Here is a 21459-nt window from a genome sequence, read left to right on the forward strand (position 1 = left end):
AGGGTCGGCTCAGCCGAGCCGGCCGGAGAGCCGCTGCACGCCGCGCAGCAGGCCGGAATGGTCGAGGCCGCCGTCGCCGTTGGCGCGGGCCGAGGCCATGAGCTGGGCGACGAGCGCGCCAACGGGTACGACGACCCCCGCCTCGCGCGCCGCGCTGGTGACGATGCCGAGGTCCTTGTGGTGCAGGTCGATCCGGAAGCCGGGCTCGAAGCTGCCGGAGGCCATGTTGTCGCGCTTCTGGTCCAGGACCTTGGAGCCGGCGAGGCCGCCACCGAGGACGTCGAGGGCCGCCTGCAGGTCCACGTCGTAGGCCTCGAGGAAGACGACCGCCTCGGCCAGGGCCTGGATGTTGGCGGCGACGATGAGCTGGTTGGCGGCCTTGACCGTCTGCCCGGCGCCGTTGCTGCCGACGTGGACGACGGTCTTGCCGACCGCGTCGAAGACCGGCTTGGCCGCGGCGAAGTCCTCCGCCGACCCGCCGACCATGATCGACAGCGCCGCGTTCCTCGCGCCCGCCTCACCGCCGGAGACCGGCGCGTCGAGGAGCCGGAAGCCCTTGTCCTGAGCGGCCTTGGCGAGCTCGACCGTCACGTCGGGGCGGATGGTCGAGAAGTCGATGACGAGGGTGCCCTCCTTGGCGGAGGCGAAGACGCCCTCCTCACCGAGCAGCACGTCCTGCACGTCGGGGCTGTCCGGCACCATGACCGCGACGACGTCCGCGTCCCGGACCGCGTCGGCGACCGACTCCGCGGCGCGCCCACCCGCCTCGACGAGCGGCTTGGTCTTCTCCGGGCTCGGGTTGTAGCCGACGACCTCGTGGCCGGCGTTCTGGAGGTGGACCGCCATGGGGCTGCCCATGATGCCGAGTCCGATGAAGGCGATGGTGCTCATGTCGTTCTCCTGACAGGGGTTTCGGGTGGTCAGTGGGCGGCGGCGCGGCGCTCGCGCGGCAGCCAGGCCAGGCTCTCGGGCGTCGTGGCGGTGGTGGGCTTGTACTCCAGGCCCACCCACCCGGCATACCCGCGGGCCACGAGGTCGCCCAGGTGGCGCTGGAGGTCGAGCTCACCGGTGCCGGGCTCGCCGCGGCCGGGGAAGTCGGCGACCTGGACGTGCAGCGTGCGGTCGGCGTAGGCCGCGATGGCCGCGTCGACGTCGTCGCCGTTGGCGGCGAGGTGGAACAGGTCGAGCAGGAAGCCGACGTTGGCCGCTCCGGTCGCCCGCACGTCGTCGACGACGGCGACCGCGTCCGGGGCGGTGCGCAGCGGGTACGGCTTCGGGCCGCTCACGGCCTCGACGAGGACGGCCGCGCCGATCCGGTCGGCCGCCTTCGCTGCGAACGCGATCGACTCGCGCCCGAGCTCGTCCTGCTGCTCGGGGCTGGCGCCGTCGACGCGGTTGCCGAAGAGGGCGTTGAACGCCTCGACGCCGAGCTGCTCGCCGATGCCGACGGTCACGTCGACGTTGTCGCGGAACTGCTGCACGCGGTCCGGGACCGACAGCACGCCGCAGTCCGGCCCCGCGAGGTCGCCGGCGAAGAAGTTCAGCCCCACCAGGTGGACGCCGGCATCGCGGACGGCCGCGACGAAGGCGTCGACCTCGGCGTCGGTCGGCACGGGCTGGTCCGGCCAGGGCCACCAGAACTCGATCGCGTCGAACCCGGCTGCCTTCGCGGCCGCGGGCCGCTCGAGCAGCGGCACCTCCGCGAAGAGCAGCGAGCAGTTGGCCTCGTACCGCAGTCCGTGGTCGGCGTTCGTCATCGTCCTCATCCGTTTCGGTGTTCGGCGTTCGGTGTCCGTAGTTTCCGTATTGCGGAATCTGTTTTCCAGTTAGTGAGAGGGTAGGAGGCGTCCGACGGCGGCGTCAACCGTCGTCGGGGGACGTCTCACGCTGCGGCCCGGATATATCTCCGCCGCCTGCGGTGGCGCGACCCGCCGGGGCCGCGCCGGCGGGGTCAGCTGCCCCGGTAGGTGCTGTAGCCGTAGGGGTTGAGCAGCACCGGCACGTGGTAGTGCTGGTCGGCGTCGCCGATGGTGAAGACCACGACGACCTCGGGGTAGAACCCGGCCGTCCCCTGGCCGGCGTAGTAGTCACCGGAGGCGAACCGCAGCCGGTAGTCGCCGGCCTCCATCCGCTCCGGGCCGATCGAGCCGACGCGGCCATCGGCATCGGTGACCCCGTCGCCGAGCGGCTCGCCGGCCGCCGTCTCGAGCCGGATCGCCACCCCCTGGGCGGGCCGGCCGAGGCTGGTGTCGAGGACGTGCGTGCTGAGGGTCCCCATCAGGAGGCCACCTCCCGGAGTCGGAGCAGCGCGATCTCGCGCAGCTGGTGGACGGTCTCGTCGCGCTCGGTGTCGTCGTCGTTGCCGAGCCGCCGGTCGAGCTCGGCCAGCACCTCGGGAGCCGACCGGCCCGCAGCGCGGATGATGAACACCCGCCCGAAGCGCCGTTCGTAGGCCGCGTTGCCGTCGGCGAGCGCGCGCGCCACCTGGCCGTCGGACCCGTCCACGCCGGACTGCTCGCGCGCACTGGCCTCGGCGTGGTGTGCGGGCGAGGACGCCCGCTCGCCGATCCGCGGGTGTCCCGCGAGCGCATCGTCGAGCTCCCCGTCGTCGAGGTGACCGGCCGCCGCGGCGGCCTGCGCCTCAAGGTCCGGCCACCCGGCATACGGGCGACCGTCGCGGACGGCGGCCACCCACCGCGGCACCGGGAGGCACCGGGTGAGCACCGCGTCCACCTCCTGCGGCGGCAGCGCGTTGAACTCGGTCAAGGTCATGGCGAGCTCCTCAGTCGTGGGCGAAGCGGGCGCGGGCCGCGTGGATCGGGTTGGCGTCGGCCACCAGGTCGTCGAACCGGTACCCGGCGATCTTGGCGATCTCGACGAGGGCGGCGGCGTGCTCCTGCGACTCGGAGTTCTGCAGCCGGTCCCACCCCGCGCGCACGACCTGCTCGAAGGAGTCGCGGTCGCGCACACAGGTCACCAGCGGGAAGCCGAAGCGGTCGCGGTACCTGCTGGTCAGGTCGGCCAGCTCGCCCTGGGCCTTCTCGTCGAGGCGGGTCAGCCCGAGCGAGGCCTGGTCGACGAGCGACCCCTGACCCTCCATGCCCTCCGCGACGCTGTCGGCCCCGAGGTCGGGGTAGGCGTCGATGAGCTGGCGCTGCTCCTCCTCGGTGGCGGAGAAGAGCGCCTCCTGGAAGGAGCGCCGCAGGTCCGTGGTGTCGCTGAACGGGCGGCTGTCGAAGGCCCGCTCGGCCGCCCAGCGCGGACCCTGGAACAGGCCGCCGAAGGTGTCGACGAACTCCTCGCGGGACATCTGGTTGACCTCGGCGAGCCGGACCAGGCCGGTGCCGGGGGCGCCCGCGACCGCCGGGCCGCGGCTGGAGCCGACGTGGTGGAACAGCAGGTTGAGCACGATGGCGGTGATCGAGCCGAGGGTGATGCCCGAGCCCAGGATGATCTGGGCCCACTCCGGCACGGCCTTGGCGACGTCGGGCTGGGCGGTGACGTACATCGCCAGGCCGACGCTGGTCGCGACGATGACGACGTTGCGGTGGTCGTGGAAGTCCACCCGCGACAGCGTCTGGAAGCCCACGACCGCCACCGTGGCGAACATGGCCAGGGCCGCGCCGCCGAGCACCGGGTGCGGGATGCCGGCGACGATGGCGCCCGCCTTGGGGACCAGGCCGATGAGGATCATGATCGCCCCGGCGGAGGCGACGACCCAGCGGCTCTTGACCCGGGTCAGCCGGACCAGGCCGACGTTCTCGGCGAAGCAGGTGTAGGGGAAGGAGTTGAAGACGCCGCCGATGGTGGTCGAGAGGCCGTCGGCGCGCAGCGCCCGGGCGATGTCCTCGCGGCCCACCCGCTTCTCGACGATCTCACCGGTGGCGAAGACGTCACCGGTCGTCTCGACGGCGGTGATGAGCATGACGACGATCATCGAGATGATCGCGGCGACCGAGAACCGGGGCCAGCCGAAGTGGAACGGCGTCGTGACACCGACCCAGCCCGAACCGGCGACCGAGTCGAAGTGCGCGTCACCGAGCGCCCACGCCACGAGCGTGCCGACGACGAGGCCGACGAGGACCGCGACGGTGGCCATGAAGCCCTTGAAGATCCGCTGGATCGCCACGATGAGGGCGAGCGTGCCGATGGCGTAGGCCAGGTTGGCGCCGCTCTCGGGGTGCAGCGTCGGGCCGGCGCCGCCGGCAGCGTCGGCCGCTGCGACGGGCAGCAGGGCCAGGCCGATGATCGTGATGACCGACCCCGTGACCACCGGCGGGAAGAACCGGATCAGCCGGCTGAAGTACGGCGCGATGAGGAAGGTGAAGAGCCCGGCGACGATGACCGCGCCGTAGATGACGAGCAGGCCGTCGGTGCCGCCACCGGCCGCGAGGCCGATCGCGATCATCGGCGACACCGCCGTGAAGGTCACGCCCTGCAGGAGGGGCAGCTTGACGCCCACCTTCCAGAACCCGACGGACTGGATGATCGAGGCGATGCCGCAGGTGAAGAGGTCGGCGTTGATGAGGTGGATCAGCTGCTCGGTCGACAGCCCGATGGCGCTGGCGAGCAGGATCGGGACGATGACGGCGCCGGCGTAGAACGCCAGGACGTGCTGGAAGCCGTAGATGGCGAGCCGCGGGACCGGCAGCACCTCGTCGACGGGGTGGCGGGACGTGCGTGAGCTGGTGCTGGGTGTGTCGGTGGCTGCGCTCATGACAGGCACCTTCCTTCCGGCAGAAGGGTCGGGACGGGGTGGTGAACGAGTCTGGCCGAGGTGGGTCGGGTTTGGGGCGGACGGGGCGCCCCGGATCTCACGGGGCGAGCCGGCGGCCGGCGCGGCCCCCGAGGGCTCGCACGCCGGCCGCCGGAGTCGTCAGCGACGGCCGCCGGGCACGGGGCGCTTCTGCCCCCGGAGCTCGTCGTCGAGGGTGTCGCCGAGCTCGTCCTTCTCGCTCTCGGCGGCGGCGAACACCGAGGCACCGGGCTTGTTGCCGGCCGTCACCTCGTTGAAGAGCACGTTGAGCACGACGGCCACGATGGCGGTGGCGCTGATGCCCGAGTGCATGATCGTCGCGAACCAGTCCGGGAAGCGGTCCCAGAAGGTGGGGGCCGCGATCGGGATGATCCCGACGGCGATGGCGACCGACACGATGACCATGTTGAGGTTGTCGTGGTACTTCACCCGCGACAGGGTCCGGATGCCGCTGGCCGCGACCGAGCCGAAGAGGACGATGCCGGCGCCGCCCAGCACGGGGTACGGGATGGCGGCGACGACGGCCCCGACGACCGGGAGCAGCCCGAGCAGGAGGAGGACCCCGCCACCGGCGGCCACGGCATACCGGCTCTTGATGCCGGTGAGCGCGACCAGGCCGACGTTCTGCGCGAAGGCGCTCGCCGGGAACGTGCCGAACACCGGCGCGACGGTGGTGGCCGCCATGTCGGCGCGCAGGCCATCGGCCACCCGGCGGGCGTCCACCGGGGTGCCCACGATCTCGCCGATGGCGAGGATGTCGGCGGTGGTCTCGGTCATGATCACGAAGATGACGATGGTCATCGACACGATCGCGCCGACCTCGAACGTCGGGGAGCCGAAGTGGAACACCTGCGGCAGCGCGACGATCTTGGCCTCGCCGACGGAGGAGAAGTCGGCGCGGCCGGTGAGGGCGGCGATCACGGTGCCCACGACGAGGCCGATGAGGATGGAGAGCCGCGAGACGGCCCCCTGGAAGACCCGGCTGATGACCAGGATGACCAGCAGCGTCAGGCCGGCGAAGCCGATGTTGCCCATCGAGCCGAAGTCGGGGGCCTTGTCGTTGTTGCCCATCGCCCACCGGAACGCCACCGGCATCAGCGACAGGCCGATGACCGTGATGATGGTGCCGGTCACCACTGCGGGGAAGAGCCGCACCAGCTGGGCGAAGAACGACGACGCCACCAGACCGATGAGCCCGGCCACGATGATCGCGCCGAAGACCGGCCGCAGTCCGCCCCCGCTCGCGATCGCGACCATGGTGGAGACGCTGGCGAAGGAGATGCCCTGGACGATCGGCAGGCGGCTGCCGAAGGGTCCGATGCCCAGGGTCTGCAGGAGGGTCGCGAGGCCGCTGATGAACAGGCCGGCCGTGACGAGCAGGGCCATGTCCGTGGGCTTGAGGCCGGCGGCGCCCCCGACGATGAGCGGCGGTGCGATGACCCCGCCGTACATGGTCAGGATGTGCTGGGTGCCGTAGGCGAGGAGGGGGCCGGGACCGTACTTCTGGTCCTCGGGGCGGCCTTGGTGCTGACGTGGGGGCGCGGACGTCGTTGTCCGCTTGCGCAGTCGCATGCCGGCCTCAGCAGAAGCCCGGGACGGTGAGCCAGGCATCCCCGGCGTCCGACCCGCCCTCGCGCTGCACCGTGGCCTCGATCAGGCCGTACGGCCGGTCCGCGGCGATGAACACCTCGCCGTCGTTCTCCACCCCGAACGGGCTGAGGTCGACGAGGAAGTGGTGCTTGTTGGGCGCGGAGAACTTGATCTCGGCGACCTCGGGGTGGGCCTCGAGGGCCGCCGAGCCCATGGCGTAGAGCGACTGCTGCAGCGCGTGGCTGTAGGTGGTCGCGAAGGTCTCGAGCAGGACCGTGCGGATGTCGTCGAAGGACTTGTTCCAGTCGACGCCCTCGGTCGTCTCGTAGCGCCAGCGGGCGACGAGCGAGGTGGCGAGGATGCGGTCGTCGGCCTCCTGCAGGGTCGTGTACTCGTCCTGGAGGAAGCCCTTGAACTCCGAGCCGGTGGACTTGAGGATCACGAGGTCCTTGATGCCCGAGACGACCCAGGCGCGGGGGCTGTCGCCACTGCGGTCCTGGGTGACGACGGTGGTGCGCACCTCGCCGCCGCGGCGGGCGAAGGCGTGGTCGTGGCCCTGGCCGCCGACCTCGATGCGGTCCCAGGTGTACTCCTCGACCTCGACCCGGCTGGCCGTGGCGGCCGGCGTGACGTCGAGGAAGCGGGACCCGAGGGCGAGGGCGTAGTCCTCCGGGGAGGTGACGCCGTGCTGCTTGGCGAAGGCGAAGGCGGTGTTCTTCTGGGTGTCGGTCGGCAGGACGTTCGCCTGGTCGCCGGAGACGTGCGCGTCGCGGAAGTCGCCGCGCAGGGCGCTGGAGACGTTGAGGTCGCGGATCTCGTGGCGCGCGGTGTCGCGGTAGATCCGCACGACGCGGTTCTCCGCCTTGCCGTATTGGTTGGGTCCGAGGACGTAGGTCATGACAGGTGCTCCTTGCGGGTGCTCCGTCGGGCCGCGCGGCTGGTGCCGGGGCGATGGGTTCGGTCCGGGCGCCCGCGCTGAGCGGGGCCGTGTGCCGCGACACGGCGGCCGAGTGGGCCGGGGTGCCGCGCGACGCTGGGATGGAAGCGCCGGTCTTGGTCCTGACTTCCGTGATACGGAAACCTGTTTACGAATGATGGAACGATAGGTGTCCGATTCGTCGCCGTCAACAGTTTGTTGAAACGAAGATCCCGGCGCTGGCGAGGCCGCCTACATGGGGCGCCATTCGGTCGCCGGCCGGTCGTCGGCCTGTGACCCGGCCGCGCGGCGGAGGCACCGGCGTAGTCGCGGGAGGCCACCCGGCTCAGCTCGCCGGGGGCTCCACGGGCTCGCGCACCCGGTTGAGGTAGTTGTAGACGGTGAAGCGGGTCAGGCCCATCGCCTCGGCCACCGTCTCGGCGCTGCGGCGCATCTCGAACGCCCCCCGCTCCTCGAGCAGCCGCACCGCCTGCTGCTTGCCGGCCCGGGGCAGGTCGACCAGGGGAGCACCCAGCTCCTCCTCGACGGCCGCGATGAGCCGGGCCAGCCCGTCCGAGAGGTCCGTGGTGGCGGCGGGTCCGGACGCAGAGTCCCCACCTCGAGCAGCGCCGACGGCGGAGGCCCCGGCCCCCCGGGCGGCACCGGCCTCCTGGGCCGCGCCACGCCGCCGGGCAGCGGCCAGGGTCGGCAGCGCGGCGTCGAGACCGGCCGCGAGGTCGCTGACCGTGAGCGTCACCCGGGTCGCCCCTTCGGCGAGCGCGGCGCGGACGGCCTGGGCGACCGCCGGGACGACCGTGTCGGCCTCCCCGTCGACGGCCGTGCCGAGGGGCCCGAGGTCTGGAGTCAGCCCGGCCGCGGTCAGCGCGCTCGCGGCGGCGGTCACGTGCGCGGGGACGCGCTCGTCCTCACCACGGAACGGCTCGGTGGTGAACTCCGCTCGAACGCGCATGCGGCTCACCGTACTTCGCCCACCGCCGGCGCACGAGAGCTGATGCGCCTCAGCGCCTCAGCCCCTCAGCGCCTCAGCCCCTCAGCGCCTCAGCCCCTCAGCGCCTCAGCGCCTCTGCCCCTTCGACCCTTCGACCCTCCGCCCCTCCGCCTCTCCGCACCGAGACTCGGACCTCGGCGCGCAGCGAAGTGCTGGAACGTGCCGGCCGGTGCCGTCAGCGGCGACGGAACCCGACCCGGACGAGGGGGTCGCGCCCGGCCGCCACCTCGTCCTCCCACTCCCGCTGCATGCGGGCGACCAGCTCTGCGGAGGTAGCAGGCCGCCGGACGGTGACCTCGGTGGGCACCTGGATGGGTCCGGCGTCGGGCGGCAGGTCGAGGTCTGCCCGCCGGACCGGGCCGCCGGAGGGCGGGCGGAACGTCCCGGAGGGGACAGGCGGGTCACCGCCCGGCGGCGCAGCGGTCTCCGACGGCCTCGGGGGCCGGATCGGCAGGCCGTACCGGTTGACGACGGTCAGGCCGTCGGGCCGGGCCGGGTCACCGGTGATCGAGTAGTCGCCGCGGTCGATGCCGTCGTGGTGAGCGGTGCACAGGCTCACCTGGTTGTCGAGGTCGGTGCTGCCGCCGTCGGCCCAGGCGTCGACATGGTGCACCTCGACGAACCGGGTGGCGGTGCACCCCGGGAACCGGCAGCCACGGTCGCGGTCGGCGACGAGCCGTCGGGCGCGCTCGGGAAGGATCCGCATCGCCCGGCCCACCGACACCGGCTTGCCCTCGGTCTCCCACACCGGCTGGACGACACCGTCGGACACGAACCGCCCCAGCAGCCGCAGCGGGATGGCATGGCCGCCGGTGACCCAGGCGCCCTTCGTGTCGAGGTGGAGGTAGACCCGGTAGTGCGAGGCGCGGGAGGTGGACCCCACAGTCGCCAGAGAGCGAACCGCCATCTCCTCCAACGCATCTGCGTAGGTCGGCAGACCGGCATCCGCATCGCCCGGGCGTTCCACGCCGAGCGCGGAACCGGCCGCACCGACAGCCAAGGGTTCCGCACCCGCGGCTCCCGGTCCCGGCAGGGCGGCGTCCTCATCGGCCCGGGCGTCACGGCGACGCAGGAACAGCGCGTCCTTGGCCTCCCTGACCGCCTGCTCGACGAGGGCGCCGACGGTCGCGGGCGCGGAGTACCGCAGCTGGAACCGGCCGTCGGCGTCGTACGACATCGACAGCTCGGGTTTCGCACATGCCCGTCTCTCCGCCGGGGACATGGCATCCGGCTCGCTCACCAGCCGCCCCGCGGGCGTACTGGAGGGGATGGTCTCGTCGCGAGCTCCGTCTCCCTCCGGCTCCACGTTCGCGCCGCCTTCGCCGGCGGCCACACCCGCTACCGCCCCGGCCTCCGGGCCTTCGTGGGCCATGAGGGCCTCGTCGCTGGGCGCCGCGGCGGGCGGGGCGGCCGGGGCGGCGAACGCGTGCCGGGACACGGCGCGACGCAGCTGGGGGACGGTCGCCTCCCGAGCCAGGGTGGTCGCGGAGGCCTGGTGGGTGGCCGGCACGCCGTGGGCGAGGACCGCGACCTGGTCGAGCGACAGCTCGCCGGCACCCAACGCAGCCGACGCCTCCACGAGCTCGCTCCGACGGCGTGCGACCGCAACGACGTCCCGCGCGTGCGCCGGCGACAGCCCCGCGCGCACGACGAGGTAGTGCTCGGGCGTCCTGAAGCCGCCGTCACCCCAGTACCCGTCCTCGACGAGCTCGGCGGCGATGTCGACCAGTTCTGCCTGCGCGCGGTTGAGCCGCCCGGCGGTCTGCGCGGTGCGCGCCCACAGCTCACGCTGCCGGGATTCCCGGGCCTGCGCGAGAGGGGTGGTCGACATGTCCCAATCGTACACCTGTTCGAATGAGCAGGGAAGGCTCGTCCACACCCGATCCTGTTGCAGGCCAACGCCGAACAGCGTTCCCTCCGCAGCCGGAAGGCGGTCGTGGCCCCCTCCCGCACCTGCCTCGACGACCCGACGGCACCCTGCCGAACCGGCACCAGCCAAGTGGGCCAACGGCAGCCACAGTGCACCCAGCACTGGCCGCAGTGGCGCCGGCGTACCCGCGTGCCGGCGCTCCCCCCGGCCTCGCTACCCGGACGCGCGCTTCGCGAGCACGTCCAGCCGGGCGCGGTCGACGCCGGTCAGCTCCTGGACCTCCGCGTCGTCCGTCGCGCCGCAGTCGAGCCCGCGCACGACGAAGTCCGCGAGCGCCCGCGCCGTCGCCGGCTCGTCCATCACGCCCGAGTCGACCTGGCCGACGTAGTTGCGCAGCCGCAGGGCCGCTGCCGGGAGGCCCTCGCGGTAGAAGGCGTAGGTCGCGGCGTACCGGCTCGGCAGCTGCGCCGGGTGCAGGTCCCAGCCCTGGTAGTAGCCACGCTCCAGCGAGCGCCGCACGAGGCGGGCGTGGAGCGCCCAGGCCGAGCGCACGGCCTCACGGTCGCCCACGGGCAGGATGTTCGTCGAGCCGTCCGAGAGCCGCACGCCGGTGCCGGCCGCGGCCACCTGCATGACCGCCTTGGCGTGGTCGGCGGCCGGGTGCTCCATCGACTGGTATGCCGCGGCGACGCCCAGCGAGGCCGAGTAGTCGTACGTGCCGTAGTGGAGACCGGTGCAGCGACCCGCCGAGGCATGGACCATCCGCGCGACCAGGGCCGTGCCGTCCGGCCCGAGGATCGCCTGCGGCGTCTCGACCTGGATCTCGAAACCCACTGCGCCCGAGGGAAGTCCGAGGGCGGACTCGAGGCGGTCGCACGCGACGACCATCGCCTCGACCTGTTCGACCGACGTCACCTTGGGCAGCGTGACCACGAAGCCCTCCGGCAGCGAGCCGTCGGCCGCGACGGCCTCCACGAACCGGGCCAGGGTCCGCACCCCTCGCGCCCGCGTCGGAGCCTCGAAGCTCTTGAACCGGATCCCGTGGAACGGCGCCACCGTCCCGGCGCGCACCGACTCCAGGAGAGCGGCGGCACTCGCGTCGACCGCCGCGTCCTCGACGTCGTCCGCCGGCGAGCCGTAGCCGTCCTCGAAGTCGATGCGCAGGTCCTCGACCGGCTCGGCCGCCAGCTTGGCGCGCACCCGCCGCACCACGTCCTCGGCGAGGTCGGCGCCGATGCCGAGCAGCGCGGCATACTCCTGCGCCCCTCCGCCGTGCTCGTCGAGGACGGCCAGCGCCTCGGCCCCCCACCGCGGCACGAGGCCGGCGTCGTACCGGCTGGCGGGGACATAGACGGTGTGGACCGGCTGGCGCTGCGGCCTCTCGCCCGGGAAGCCCTGCGCGAGAGCGGAGTCCGCGCCGGCGAGGCGTTCGTCGAGCTCACGGGTGAGGTCGGTCGGGTCGAACGTCATGGCTCAGGCCCTACCCTCTACACCGGCGGCGTGGCGGACCGCGGCGGCGACTGCGGGCGCCACCTCCGGGTCGAAGACGCTGGGGACGATGAAGCTCGCGTTGAGCTCCCCTGCGTGGACACAGTCCGCGATGGCGGTCGCCGCGGCGATCATCATGTCGTCGGTGATGTCGCTGACCCCTGCGTCGAGCAGCCCGCGGAAGAACCCCGGGAAGGCGAGCACGTTGTTGATCTGGTTGGCGTAGTCCGAGCGCCCCGTCGCGACCACGGCCGCGTGCCGGCTGGCCGCGACCGGGTCCACCTCGGGGTCGGGGTTGGCGAGCGCGAAGACGATCGCGCCGTCCGCCATGCCGGCGATGTCGTCCTCGTCGAGCAGGTTCGGCGCGGAGACGCCGATGAAGACGTCGGCACCGGCCAGCACCTCCTTGAGGGTGCCACGCACCTTGCGGGGGTTGGTGTTCCGGGCGATCCAGCCGCGGAACTCGTCGGTGTGCTGCGCGTCCGGGTCGAGCGCCCCGTGCCGGTCGCAGCCGACGATGTCGCGCGCGCCCTGGGCGTCCAGGAGGCGCACGATCGCGTGGCCCGCGGCCCCCACACCGGAGACGACGATGCGCACGTCCTCGACCGTCTTGCCCACCACGCGCAGGGCGTTGGTGAGGGCTGCGAGGACCACGATCGCGGTGCCGTGCTGGTCGTCGTGGAAGACGGGGATGTCGAGCTCGTCGCGCAGGCGCGACTCGATCTCGAAGCAGCGGGGCGCCGAGATGTCCTCGAGGTTCACACCGCCGTAGACGGGAGCGATCGCCTTGACCGTCCGGATGATCTCCTCGGTGTCCTGGGTGTCCAGGCAGACCGGCCACGCGTCCACCCCGGCGAACTGCTTGAAGAGCGCGGCCTTCCCCTCCATCACGGGCAGCGCGGCGGCCGGGCCGATGTTGCCCAGCCCCAGCACCGCCGACCCGTCGGTGACGACCGCGACGGTGTTGCGCTTGATGGTGAGCCGGCGCGCGTCGTCGGGGTTCTCGGCGATGGCGAGGCAGACCCGGGCGACACCCGGCGTGTACGCGCGGGACAGGTCGTCGCGGTGCTTCAGCGGCACCTTGGGGACGACCTCGAGCTTGCCGCCCAGGTGCAGGAGGAAGGTGCGGTCGCTGACCTTGCGGACCTTCACCCCGGGAACGGCGGCGATCTGCGCGGTGATCCGGTCGGCGTGGTCGGCGTCCGAGGCGTTGCACGTGATGTCGACGACCAGGCTCTTGCCCCGGGACTCCACGACGTCGAGGGCGGTGAGCGCACCGCCGGCCTCCGCGACCGCCGCGGCCACGACCCCCGTGGTGTCGATCGCGGCGGGCGCCTCGACGCGCACGGTGATGGAGTATCCGGGGCTGGGTGCAGGCATCAGGGGCCTCGTTCTTCCACGATACGGATTCGAGCTTCTGTCTGTCGGAAGACTAGAGCCTCCCGGTGGGCGCCGACAACCCTCGTCCACGCCCGGCGACCGGCCTGTCGCGACCGCCCCTCACACGCGGCCGCACCGGCATGGGCCGGGCGCCTGCGGCTACTGTGCCCCCGTGACGACGACCGACCTCGACGGTGGCGCCGACCGCGGCCCGCAACCGCCCCGGGCCCTCATCGTCACCCTGCTCGGCCTGTACGTCCGCGAGCTCGGCGGCTGGATCAGCGTCAGCGGCCTGATCCGGCTCATGGCGGCCGCCGGCGTCGACGAGCAGGCGGTCCGCTCGGCGCTGACGCGCCTCAAGCGGCGGGGCATCGTCGAGAGCGAGCGCCGGGACGGCGTCGCCGGCTACGCCCTGTCCAGGTATGCCGGGCAGGTGCTCGAGCTCGGCGACCGCCGGATCTTCGCCCCCCGCCCCGAGAGCGAGCGGGACTGGGTGGTCGTCGTCTTCTCGGTGCCCGAGAGCGAGCGGCAGCGCCGCCACACGCTGCGGGCGCGACTGTCGTGGCTCGGCTTCGGCACGGTGGCGTCCGGGGTCTGGATCGCCCCGGGCCACCTCGCGCAGGACACCCGCGAGGCCCTGCTGGCCGAGGGGCTCGAGGCCTACGTCGACCTGTTCCGCGCCGAGTACCTCGCGTTCGGGGACCCGGCGGACAAGGTCTCCCAGTGGTGGGACCTCGACACGCTCGAGCAGCTCTACGACGAGTTCCTGGACGCCCACGAGCCGGCCCTGCGCCGCTGGCAGGCCGCATCCCGGTCCGCGGGTGCACCGTCCGCCGGTGCGCCCTCCGACGCCGGTGCGCCCGCCGGCCCGGAGGCGTTCGCGGACCACCTCCGGGCCCTGACCGCCTGGCGACGGCTGCCCTACCTCGACCCCGGCCTGCCGACCGACCTGCTGCCCGAGGGCTGGTCCGGCACCCGGGCGGCGGAGACCTTCTTCACCCTGCACCGCACCCTCGCCGGCCCCGCCCACGACTTCGTCACGGCGCAGGCCGCAACCGCTCGTCCGGGATGACCGCGACGCCCAGTATCTCGATCATGGCCTCGGGCTGCCACAGCCCGGTCGTGCCGATGCCGGCCATCGCCGGGTAGACCGGCCCGGCCAGCTCGCGCCACACCCGCCCGATCTCCCGGCCGTGGGCCTGGTAGTCGGGGATGTCGGTGAGGTAGATCGTGAGGCTCACGAGGTCCTCCGGCACGCCGCCGGCCTCGGCCAGGGTCGCCAGCACGTTGGAGAACGCCTGCCGGAACTGCTCGACGATGCCGCCCGGCACGATCCGCATGTCCGCGTCGAGCGCGGTCTGGCCGCCGAGGTGGAGCGTGTTGCCGGCGAGTGTGCCGTGGGAGTAACCGCTCGGTGTTGGCAGTGACGCCGGGTTCACGGGCACGGGGGTGAGGGGGTGGGCTGGCATGGGTCCTCCAGGGTCGGTCGGGTCGGTCGGCCTCGGCGCCGGGCGCTGGGCGCTGGGCGCTGGTCGCTCGGGTCGGGGGCGTGGGCACCGGAGGGGCCGCTTGCTCGGCTCTCCGGCGAGGTCGAGACTAGCCCACCTATTGACGTTTGGCGACGATCGTGAAAATCTCGCTATATGCAGTTCGGCACCGTCGCCTCGCGCGGCACGACGACCGCCGCCGCCCTGACGCCGGGCGGCTGGCGGGCGCTGCCCGCCCCCGACCTCTCGGCCCACCTCGCCGCCGGCGGCAGGCTCGAGGCGAGCGCGCCGCTCGGCGACCTGCTCGAGGACGTGGAGCTGCTGGCCCCGCTGCCCCGACCGGGCAAGGTCATCTGCTGCGGCCTCAACTACGGCGAGCACATCCGCGAGACCGGTCGGGACCTGCCGACGCACCCCACCCTCTTCGCCAAGTACGCCGACACCCTCGTCGGACCGACGGACGAGGTCCGCCTGCCCGCCGACGTGGACGTCGACTGGGAGGCCGAGCTCGCCGTCGTCGTCGGCGCCGAGATCCGGGGGGCCGACCGGGCGACCGCGTCCACCGCCATCGCCGGGTACACCGTCGCCAACGACGTCTCGGTCCGCGACTGGCAGTACCGCACGCTGCAGTGGTTCCAGGGCAAGGCCTGGGACCGCTCGACCCCGACCGGCCCCGTCGTCGTCACGCCCGACGAGGTCGACCCCGCGGCCGGCCTCACCGTCACCTGCCGCATCGACGGCGAGGAGGTGCAGCGCGACAGCACGCGCACGCTCGTCTTCGACTCCGCCGACCTGCTGGCCTACATCTCGACCTTCACCGTCCTGCGCCCGGGCGACCTCGTCCTCACCGGCACCCCGGGGGGTGTCGGCACCGCCCGGGACCCGAAGCGCTTCCTCGCCGACGGCGAGGTCCTCGAGACCGAGGTCGAGGGAATCGGCCTGCTGCGCAACACCATCCGCCTCACCTGAACCGAACAGACCCCCACCCAAGGAGCCCCCCGTGGAACCCGACTTCAGCAAGTACCAGCTCGAGGGCGACCCCTCCCCCTGGGCGAACGAGAACGGACTCGTCGTCCCCGTCGTGACCCGTGGCGGGTCCGAGGTCGGCGACACCGGCCAGTCCGCCGGCGCCAGCCGGGTCTCCGGCGTGAGCATCCAGCACACCCCGGCCACGCGCCTGTGGTTCGGCAAGGTGAGCAACGAGGCGGGCTACCGCTCGGTGCCGCACCACCACGGTGAGGCGGAGACCGGCGGCTACGTGCTCTCCGGCCGCGCCCGCATCTACTTCGGCGAGCGGTTCGAGGACTACCTCGACATGCAGGAGGGCGACTGGGTCTTCGTCCCGCCGTTCATGCCGCACGTCGAGTGCAACCTCGACCGCAACAACCCGCTGACCTGGATGACGACCCGCACGCCCGAGAACATCGTCGTCAACCTCCCGCAGGTCGACGACTCGGCACTGCGCAACTGGGCGGACCGCCCTTGAGTGCCGAGCAGGCCTCGTCCACGGACGTGGCGCAGCAGCGCCCGACGTCCGAGGTCCTGGCCAGGGCCCTCGAGCTCACCCCGGCCGAGCCGCACCACTTCGACGTCGCCTTCACCGCCACCACGCAGCCCTGCCCGTGGCCCAAGGCCTACGGCGGCGACATGGTCGCCCAGGCCGCCGCCGCGGCGATGCGCACGGTCACCGACGGCAAGACCATGCACTCGATGCACAGCTACTTCATGCGGCCGGTCGACATCGGCGCGCCCGTGACCTACGAGGTCGAGGTGCTCCGCGACGGGCGCGGCTACGCGACGAGGCAGGTGCGTGCCTTCCAGAACGACAAGGCCGCCTACGCCTGCCTCGCCAGCTTCGCCACCGGCGACGACGGGGGCCGGTATGCCGCGGCGGCGCCCTCCGCGGTGCCGGCACCCGACGCGCTGCCGAGCTCCGCGGCATACCTGCAGGACGTGCCGCCCGGCGGGGACTCGACGATGACGGCGCAGTCCAAGGACTACTGGTCCGGCGGCCGCAGCTTCGACATGCGGCACGTGCCCGGGCCGGTCTACGTCGAGGTGGACGGCGACCGCTCGCCCCAGCAGGCGGTGTGGGTCCGGCCGTTCGACGCGCTGCGGCCGGTCGACGGGCTCAGCGACGCCCAGCGCGACCTGGCGGCCCTGGCCTACGTCTGCGACTACACGATCCTCGAGCCGGTCCTGCGGGTGCTCGGCGTGCCGTGGGCACAGCCGGGACTGGTCACCGCGAGCCTCGACCACGCGATGTGGTTCCACCGCGCCCCGCGGGCGGGGGTGCTCGACGGCTGGCTGCTCTACGCGCAGGAGGCCCTCGCCGCCGACACCGGGCGTGGCGTCGGCCTCGGCCGGTTCTTCACCCCCGACGGCGTGCACCTCGCGACCGTCGTCCAGGAAGGCATGATCCGCACCAGCTCCGGAGGTTCGTGATGTCGTCCACCCCCGCCCGTCCCCGACCCGACCTGTCGCCGAGCGGCCACGTCGACACCTTCGCCCGCGACCACCTGCCGCCGGCCGAGCAGTGGCCGGTGCTGGAGTTCACGACCCCCGAGCTGCAGTACCCCGAGCGGCTCAACGCGGCGGTCGAGCTGCTCGACGAGACGATCCGTACCCACGGGCCGGACCGCCCGGCGCTGCGCACCCCCGACGGCACGGTGTGGACCTACGGCGAGCTGCTGACCCGCACCAACCAGGTCGCCGCCGTCCTCACCGAGGACCTCGGCCTCGTGCCCGGCAACCGGGTCCTGCTGCGCTCGCCGAACACGCCGTGGACCGTCGCCGCCTGGCTGGGCACCCTCAAGGCCGGTGGCGTCGTCGTGACGACCATGGCCGCCCTGCGCGCCCGCGAGCTCGGGCCGGTCGTCGAGAAGACGCGCCCCACCATCGCCCTCGTCGACCACCGCTTCACCGAGGACGTCGTGACCGTGCGCGACACCGTCGCCCCCGACCTCGTCGTGGTCCCCTTCGACGGCGACTCCGACGACGACCTGACCCGCCGCGCGGCGGGGAAGTCCGGGGAGTTCACCGCCGCGGACACCGCGGCCGACGACGTCGCGCTCTTCGGCCCGACGTCGGGCAGCACCGGCGTCCCCAAGGTCACCACGCACTTCCACCGCGACATCCTGTCGATCGACAACACCTTCGGGCGCCACCTCCTGCGCCTGGCGCCCGACGACGTCGTCGCCTGCACCGCGCCGTTCGCCTTCACCTTCGGCCTGGGCATGCTCGTCGTCTTCCCGCTCCGGGCAGGTGCGTGCGCGCTGCTCACCGAGTCGGCGACGCCCGTCCAGCTCGCCGAGATCGTCGAGCAGCACGGGGTGACCGTCCTCGCCACCGCGCCCACGGCGTACAAGCAGGTCATCAAGAGCGGCAACCTCGGGCGGCTCCGTGGGCTGCGCAGCGCCGTCAGCGCCGGCGAGCACATCGCCCAGGACGTCTGGGAGGCGATCCGCGACGAGCTGGGCCTGCAGGTCATCGACGGGATCGGCGCCACCGAGATGCTGCACATCTTCATCTCCGCGGCCGGCGACGACATCCGACCCGGCAGCACCGGGAAGCCGGTCCCCGGCTACCGCGCCACCGTCCTCGGCCCGGACGACCGGCCCGTGCCGCCCGGCACCGAGGGACGACTGGCCGTCATCGGCCCGGTCGGCTGCCGGTACCTCGACGACGAGCGCCAGCTCGGCTACGTCGTGGACGGGTGGAACGTCACCGGCGACACGTTCGTGCAGGACGAGGAGGGCTACTTCTTCTACCGCGCCCGCACCGACAGCATGATCGTCTCCTCCGGCTACAACATCGGCGCCCCCGAGGTGGAGGCGGCGATCGACGCCCACCCCGACGTCGTCGAGGTGGGGGTGGTCGGCGAGCCGGACGCCGACCGCGGCTCGGTCGTCAGCGCCTTCGTCGTGCTGCGCGAGGGCGTCGTCGGCGACGACGCCAAGGTCCGCGAGATCCAGGACCACGTCAAGGCCACCCTCGCCCCCTACAAGTACCCCCGCCGGGTCCGCTTCGTCGACCGGCTCCCCCGCAACACCAGCGGCAAGCTCCAGCACTTCAAGCTGCGCGAGCAGGCCCTCCACGCCCAGGCCCAGAAGGAGTCGTCATGAGGATCGCCATCGTCGGTGGAGGCCCCGGGGGCCTCTACCTCGCCGCGCTGATGAAGCAGCTCGACCCGGCCCACGATGTCACCGTCTGGGAGCGCAACGCCCCCGACGACACCTTCGGCTTCGGCGTCGTCTTCTCCGACGAGACCCTCGGCGGGATCGAGAACGCGGACACCACGATCCACACCGCCATGGAGCGGCAGTTCGCCCGCTGGACCGACATCGACGTCAGCGTCGACGGCCGCTCGTCGACCATCGGCGGCCAGGGCTTCGCGGCCATGAGCCGCAAGGAGCTGCTGCGGCTGCTCCAGGCCCGCGCCGCCGAGCTCGGGGTGGTCGTGCACTACCGCACCGAGGCGCCCGACGCCGACGAGCTGCGCGCCACCTACGACCTCGTCGTCGCCTCCGACGGCCTCAACTCCCAGGTGCGCACCCGGTATGCCGACGCCTTCGGTCCCAGCCTCGACCGCCGGCACAACAAGTACATCTGGTTCGGCACCGACCTGGTCTTCGAGGCGTTCCAGTTCGTCGTGCGCAACACCGAGTTCGGCACGATGCAGATCCACGGGTACCCCTACTCCGACCAGGGCTCGACCTTCATCGTCGAGATGCACGAGGACGTCTGGCGCGCAGCGGGATTCGACCGCACGGAGCACGAGGTGTTCCCGCCCGGGGTGTCCGACGAGTACGCCGTGCAGCGGGTCGCGGAGATCTTCGCCGACGACCTGCAGGGCCACCGGATCCTGACGAACAACTCCAAGTGGCTCAGCTTCACGACCGTGCGCAACGAGTCGTGGCACCACGGCAACGTCGTGCTGCTCGGCGACGCCGCCCACACCGCGCACTTCTCGATCGGCTCGGGCACCAAGCTGGCGATGGAGGACGCCCTGGCACTGGCCGCCTGCCTGCACGAGCACCCGGACGTCGAGGCCGCCCTCACGGCATACCAGGAGGAGCGCAAGCCGGTCGTCGAGTCCACCCAGCGTGCGGCCCAGGCCAGCTTGGAGTGGTTCGAGAACATCGGGATGTATGCCGACCAGGACCACGACGAGTTCGTGTTCAACCTGCTCACCCGCTCGCGCCGCATCACCTTCGAGAACCTCAAGGAGCGCGACGCCGACTTCGCCGCCCGGATGCAGGCGGCCTACGCCCGCCAGGTGGCCGGGGCAGTCGGGGGCGCCGACGCCGACGAGGCGGCACCGGCGATGTTCCAGCCCGTGCGGATCGGCGCGCTGGAGCTGAAGAACCGCGTGATCCTGTCCCCGATGGACATGTACAGCGCCGTCGACGGGCTCCCCGGCGAGTTCCACCTCGTCCACCTGGGCTCCAAGGCCCTCGGGGGCGCCGGGCTCGTCATGTCGGAGATGACCTGCGTCTCGCCCGAGGGCCGGATCACGCTCGGCTGCCCAGGCCTGTGGACCGACGAGCAGCGCGACGCCTGGGGGCGGATCACCCGGTTCGTGCACGAGCGCAGCACGGCGAAGATCGGGCTCCAGCTCGGCCACTCCGGCCGCAAGGGTTCGACGAAGCTGATGTGGGAGGGCATGGACGAGCCGCTGCCGCAGGACAACTGGGAGGTCGTCGCCCCCTCGGCGCTGCCCTACGGCCGGGCCACGCACGTGCCGCGGGAGATGAGCCGGGCCGACATGGACCGCGTCGTCGCCGACTTCCGCGACGCCGCGCGCCGGGGCGTCGAGGCCGGCTTCGACCTCGTCGAGGTGCACGCCGCCCACGGCTACCTGCTCTCCTCGTTCCTGTCGCCGATCTCCAACGTGCGCACCGACGAGTACGGCGGGTCGCTGCAGAACCGGCTGCGCTTCCCGCTCGAGGTCTTCGACGCGGTGCGCGAGGTCGTGCCCGAGGCGGTGCCCGTCACCGTGCGGATCTCCGCGACCGACTGGGTGCCCGACGGCAACACCGAGCACGACGCCGTCGAGATCGCCCGGGCCTTCATCGAGCACGGTGCCGCGGCCATCGACGTCTCCTCGGGCCAGGTCACCCAGGACGAGAAGCCCGCGTTCGGCCGGTCGTACCAGACGCCGTTCGCCGACCGGATCCGCCACGAGGTGGCGCGGCCCGCGGGCGTGGCCGTCATCGCCGTCGGCGCGATCTCCTCCTACGACGACGTGAACTCGATCCTGCTCGCCGGTCGTGCCGACCTGTGCGCGCTCGGGCGCACGCACCTGTACGACCCGCAGTGGACGCTGCACGCCGCCGCCGAGCAGGAGTATGCCGGGCCGGCCGCCGAGTGGCCCGACCCCTGGAAGGCAGGGCGCCGGCGTCCGCCGACCGCGCGCACCGACCGTGTCCCGCCCCGGCTCGCGCTGCTGCGCGACGGCGAGCAGGGCGAGGTCCACCTGCGCTGGCGCCCCGGCCTGGCCGAGGACGCACCCTGGGCGCCGGAGACCGTGTCGGCGTGACCGAGCCCATCACGAGCGCGACCCTGCGCTCCCGGATCGAGTGGGTCGACACCGACGCGGCCGGGATCTACCACAACAGCACCGTGACGCGGCTGGTCGAGTCCGTCGAGGCCGCGCTCGTCCGCGAGCGCGGCCTGGACGGCTACTTCCCGGTCGCGCCGCGGGTGCGGTTCGAGGCGGACTTCGAGGCGCCCCTCTACTTCGGCCAGGAGGTCACGACGACCGTGGCCGTGGCCGCCCTCGGCACGGCGTCGATGACGTTCGAGTTCGAGGTCTGGGGGGAGCCGTTCGAGGGGTCGGGGCGGGTCCGGGCCGCGCGGGGGCGGTACGTCACCGTCCACCTCGACCGCAGCGGCCCGGGACCCGCCCGCAGCACGCCGTGGCCCACGGCCTGGGTGGAGCGCCTCACCGCCGGCTGACGG

Annotated in this window: 19 protein-coding genes; 7 read left to right on the forward strand and 12 right to left on the reverse strand. The window is 72.7% G+C overall.

The genetic code is table 11. From position 1 onward, the window contains the following. Window positions 1–9: 9 nt before the first annotated feature. From ACYVDO_RS06170 to ACYVDO_RS06220, 11 genes are all read right to left on the reverse strand, one after another. The gene (locus ACYVDO_RS06170) at window positions 10–924 is read right to left on the reverse strand and encodes a 2-hydroxy-3-oxopropionate reductase (protein ID WP_460934277.1); all 915 of its coding nucleotides are present in this window, start codon (window positions 922–924) and stop codon (window positions 10–12) included. Then, window positions 921–1757, reverse strand: a complete 837-nt coding sequence (locus ACYVDO_RS06175) for a hydroxypyruvate isomerase family protein (protein WP_460933820.1) — start codon at window positions 1755–1757, stop codon at window positions 921–923. The genes ACYVDO_RS06170 and ACYVDO_RS06175 overlap by 4 nt, the downstream gene beginning before the upstream one ends. Window positions 1758–1951: 194 nt before the next feature. Further along, on the reverse strand, window positions 1952–2278 hold the full coding sequence (uraH, locus tag ACYVDO_RS06180) for a hydroxyisourate hydrolase (protein ID WP_460933822.1): 327 nt from the start codon (window positions 2276–2278) through the stop codon (window positions 1952–1954). Further along, window positions 2278–2772 carry a 2-oxo-4-hydroxy-4-carboxy-5-ureidoimidazoline decarboxylase gene (uraD, locus tag ACYVDO_RS06185; RefSeq protein ID WP_460933824.1) on the reverse strand — a complete coding sequence of 165 codons (495 nt, stop codon included), beginning with the start codon at window positions 2770–2772 and terminating at the stop codon, window positions 2278–2280. The genes uraH and uraD (ACYVDO_RS06185) overlap by 1 nt, the downstream gene beginning before the upstream one ends. A gap of 10 nt (window positions 2773–2782) precedes the next feature. Further along, a complete protein-coding gene (gene uraD, locus ACYVDO_RS06190; RefSeq protein ID WP_460933826.1) occupies window positions 2783–4717 on the reverse strand; it encodes a 2-oxo-4-hydroxy-4-carboxy-5-ureidoimidazoline decarboxylase in 1935 nt (644 codons plus the stop codon). Between the two features lie 159 nt (window positions 4718–4876). Continuing rightward, window positions 4877–6328 (reverse strand): nucleobase:cation symporter-2 family protein, encoded by a 1452-nt coding sequence (locus tag ACYVDO_RS06195; RefSeq protein ID WP_460933828.1) that lies wholly within the window; start codon window positions 6326–6328, stop codon window positions 4877–4879. 7 nt (window positions 6329–6335) lie between these two features. Beyond that, the gene (gene pucL / locus ACYVDO_RS06200) at window positions 6336–7244 is read right to left on the reverse strand and encodes a factor-independent urate hydroxylase (protein WP_460933830.1); all 909 of its coding nucleotides are present in this window, start codon (window positions 7242–7244) and stop codon (window positions 6336–6338) included. 364 nt (window positions 7245–7608) lie between these two features. Beyond that, complete coding sequence (locus ACYVDO_RS06205; protein ID WP_460933832.1) at window positions 7609–8232, reverse strand: helix-turn-helix domain-containing protein; 624 nt, start codon at window positions 8230–8232, stop codon at window positions 7609–7611. Between the two features lie 214 nt (window positions 8233–8446). Further along, complete coding sequence (locus tag ACYVDO_RS06210; RefSeq protein WP_460933834.1) at window positions 8447–10102, reverse strand: HNH endonuclease signature motif containing protein; 1656 nt, start codon at window positions 10100–10102, stop codon at window positions 8447–8449. A gap of 252 nt (window positions 10103–10354) precedes the next feature. Beyond that, window positions 10355–11611 (reverse strand): DUF6986 family protein, encoded by a 1257-nt coding sequence (locus ACYVDO_RS06215; protein WP_460933836.1) that lies wholly within the window; start codon window positions 11609–11611, stop codon window positions 10355–10357. A gap of 3 nt (window positions 11612–11614) precedes the next feature. Beyond that, on the reverse strand, window positions 11615–13009 hold the full coding sequence (locus ACYVDO_RS06220) for a malic enzyme-like NAD(P)-binding protein (RefSeq protein WP_460933838.1): 1395 nt from the start codon (window positions 13007–13009) through the stop codon (window positions 11615–11617). 172 nt (window positions 13010–13181) lie between these two features. Here ACYVDO_RS06220 and ACYVDO_RS06225 point away from each other — a divergent pair, with 172 nt between their 5' ends. Then, window positions 13182–14081 carry a PaaX family transcriptional regulator gene (locus ACYVDO_RS06225; RefSeq protein ID WP_460933840.1) on the forward strand — a complete coding sequence of 300 codons (900 nt, stop codon included), beginning with the start codon at window positions 13182–13184 and terminating at the stop codon, window positions 14079–14081. Here ACYVDO_RS06225 and ACYVDO_RS06230 read toward each other — a convergent pair. After that, entirely contained in the window at window positions 14047–14478 is a 432-nt protein-coding gene (locus ACYVDO_RS06230; RefSeq protein WP_460933842.1) for a RidA family protein, read from the reverse strand. The genes ACYVDO_RS06225 and ACYVDO_RS06230 overlap by 35 nt on opposite strands. A 174-nt stretch (window positions 14479–14652) precedes the next feature. Here ACYVDO_RS06230 and ACYVDO_RS06235 point away from each other — a divergent pair, with 174 nt between their 5' ends. From ACYVDO_RS06235 to ACYVDO_RS06260, 6 genes are read left to right on the forward strand one after another with little or no spacing between them, the layout of a single operon-like run. Next, entirely contained in the window at window positions 14653–15465 is an 813-nt protein-coding gene (locus ACYVDO_RS06235; protein ID WP_460933844.1) for a fumarylacetoacetate hydrolase family protein, read from the forward strand. A 31-nt stretch (window positions 15466–15496) separates the two neighbouring features. Next, the gene (locus ACYVDO_RS06240) at window positions 15497–15982 is read left to right on the forward strand and encodes a cupin domain-containing protein (protein WP_460933846.1); all 486 of its coding nucleotides are present in this window, start codon (window positions 15497–15499) and stop codon (window positions 15980–15982) included. Further along, window positions 15979–16941 (forward strand): acyl-CoA thioesterase, encoded by a 963-nt coding sequence (locus ACYVDO_RS06245; RefSeq protein WP_460933848.1) that lies wholly within the window; start codon window positions 15979–15981, stop codon window positions 16939–16941. The genes ACYVDO_RS06240 and ACYVDO_RS06245 overlap by 4 nt, the downstream gene beginning before the upstream one ends. Continuing rightward, the gene (locus tag ACYVDO_RS06250) at window positions 16941–18620 is read left to right on the forward strand and encodes an AMP-binding protein (RefSeq protein WP_460933850.1); all 1680 of its coding nucleotides are present in this window, start codon (window positions 16941–16943) and stop codon (window positions 18618–18620) included. The genes ACYVDO_RS06245 and ACYVDO_RS06250 overlap by 1 nt, the downstream gene beginning before the upstream one ends. Further along, window positions 18617–21037 carry a bifunctional salicylyl-CoA 5-hydroxylase/oxidoreductase gene (locus ACYVDO_RS06255; protein ID WP_460933852.1) on the forward strand — a complete coding sequence of 807 codons (2421 nt, stop codon included), beginning with the start codon at window positions 18617–18619 and terminating at the stop codon, window positions 21035–21037. Before ACYVDO_RS06250 ends, ACYVDO_RS06255 begins: the two co-directional genes overlap by 4 nt. Further along, the gene (locus tag ACYVDO_RS06260) at window positions 21034–21456 is read left to right on the forward strand and encodes an acyl-CoA thioesterase (protein WP_460933854.1); all 423 of its coding nucleotides are present in this window, start codon (window positions 21034–21036) and stop codon (window positions 21454–21456) included. Before ACYVDO_RS06255 ends, ACYVDO_RS06260 begins: the two co-directional genes overlap by 4 nt. Window positions 21457–21459: the final 3 nt, after the last annotated feature.

This window comes from Phycicoccus ginsengisoli, from assembly GCF_054779295.1.

What these genes read in the sequence shown, in the direction of transcription:
- pucL (WP_460933830.1), bottom strand. Translation starts at nt 7,244, where the DNA reads ATGACCTACGTCCTCGGACCCAACCAATACGGCAAGGCGGAGAACCGC.
- ACYVDO_RS06230 (WP_460933842.1), bottom strand. Translation starts at nt 14,478, where the DNA reads ATGCCAGCCCACCCCCTCACCCCCGTGCCCGTGAACCCGGCGTCACTG.
- ACYVDO_RS06205 (WP_460933832.1), bottom strand. Translation starts at nt 8,232, where the DNA reads ATGCGCGTTCGAGCGGAGTTCACCACCGAGCCGTTCCGTGGTGAGGAC.
- ACYVDO_RS06175 (WP_460933820.1), bottom strand. Translation starts at nt 1,757, where the DNA reads ATGACGAACGCCGACCACGGACTGCGGTACGAGGCCAACTGCTCGCTG.
- uraH (WP_460933822.1), bottom strand. Translation starts at nt 2,278, where the DNA reads ATGGGGACCCTCAGCACGCACGTCCTCGACACCAGCCTCGGCCGGCCC.
- ACYVDO_RS06220 (WP_460933838.1), bottom strand. Translation starts at nt 13,009, where the DNA reads ATGCCTGCACCCAGCCCCGGATACTCCATCACCGTGCGCGTCGAGGCG.
- uraD (WP_460933826.1), bottom strand. Translation starts at nt 4,717, where the DNA reads ATGAGCGCAGCCACCGACACACCCAGCACCAGCTCACGCACGTCCCGC.
- ACYVDO_RS06250 (WP_460933850.1), top strand. Translation starts at nt 16,941, where the DNA reads ATGTCGTCCACCCCCGCCCGTCCCCGACCCGACCTGTCGCCGAGCGGC.
- ACYVDO_RS06215 (WP_460933836.1), bottom strand. Translation starts at nt 11,611, where the DNA reads ATGACGTTCGACCCGACCGACCTCACCCGTGAGCTCGACGAACGCCTC.
- ACYVDO_RS06195 (WP_460933828.1), bottom strand. Translation starts at nt 6,328, where the DNA reads ATGCGACTGCGCAAGCGGACAACGACGTCCGCGCCCCCACGTCAGCAC.
- ACYVDO_RS06210 (WP_460933834.1), bottom strand. Translation starts at nt 10,102, where the DNA reads ATGTCGACCACCCCTCTCGCGCAGGCCCGGGAATCCCGGCAGCGTGAG.
- ACYVDO_RS06255 (WP_460933852.1), top strand. Translation starts at nt 18,617, where the DNA reads ATGAGGATCGCCATCGTCGGTGGAGGCCCCGGGGGCCTCTACCTCGCC.
- ACYVDO_RS06235 (WP_460933844.1), top strand. Translation starts at nt 14,653, where the DNA reads ATGCAGTTCGGCACCGTCGCCTCGCGCGGCACGACGACCGCCGCCGCC.
- uraD (WP_460933824.1), bottom strand. Translation starts at nt 2,772, where the DNA reads ATGACCTTGACCGAGTTCAACGCGCTGCCGCCGCAGGAGGTGGACGCG.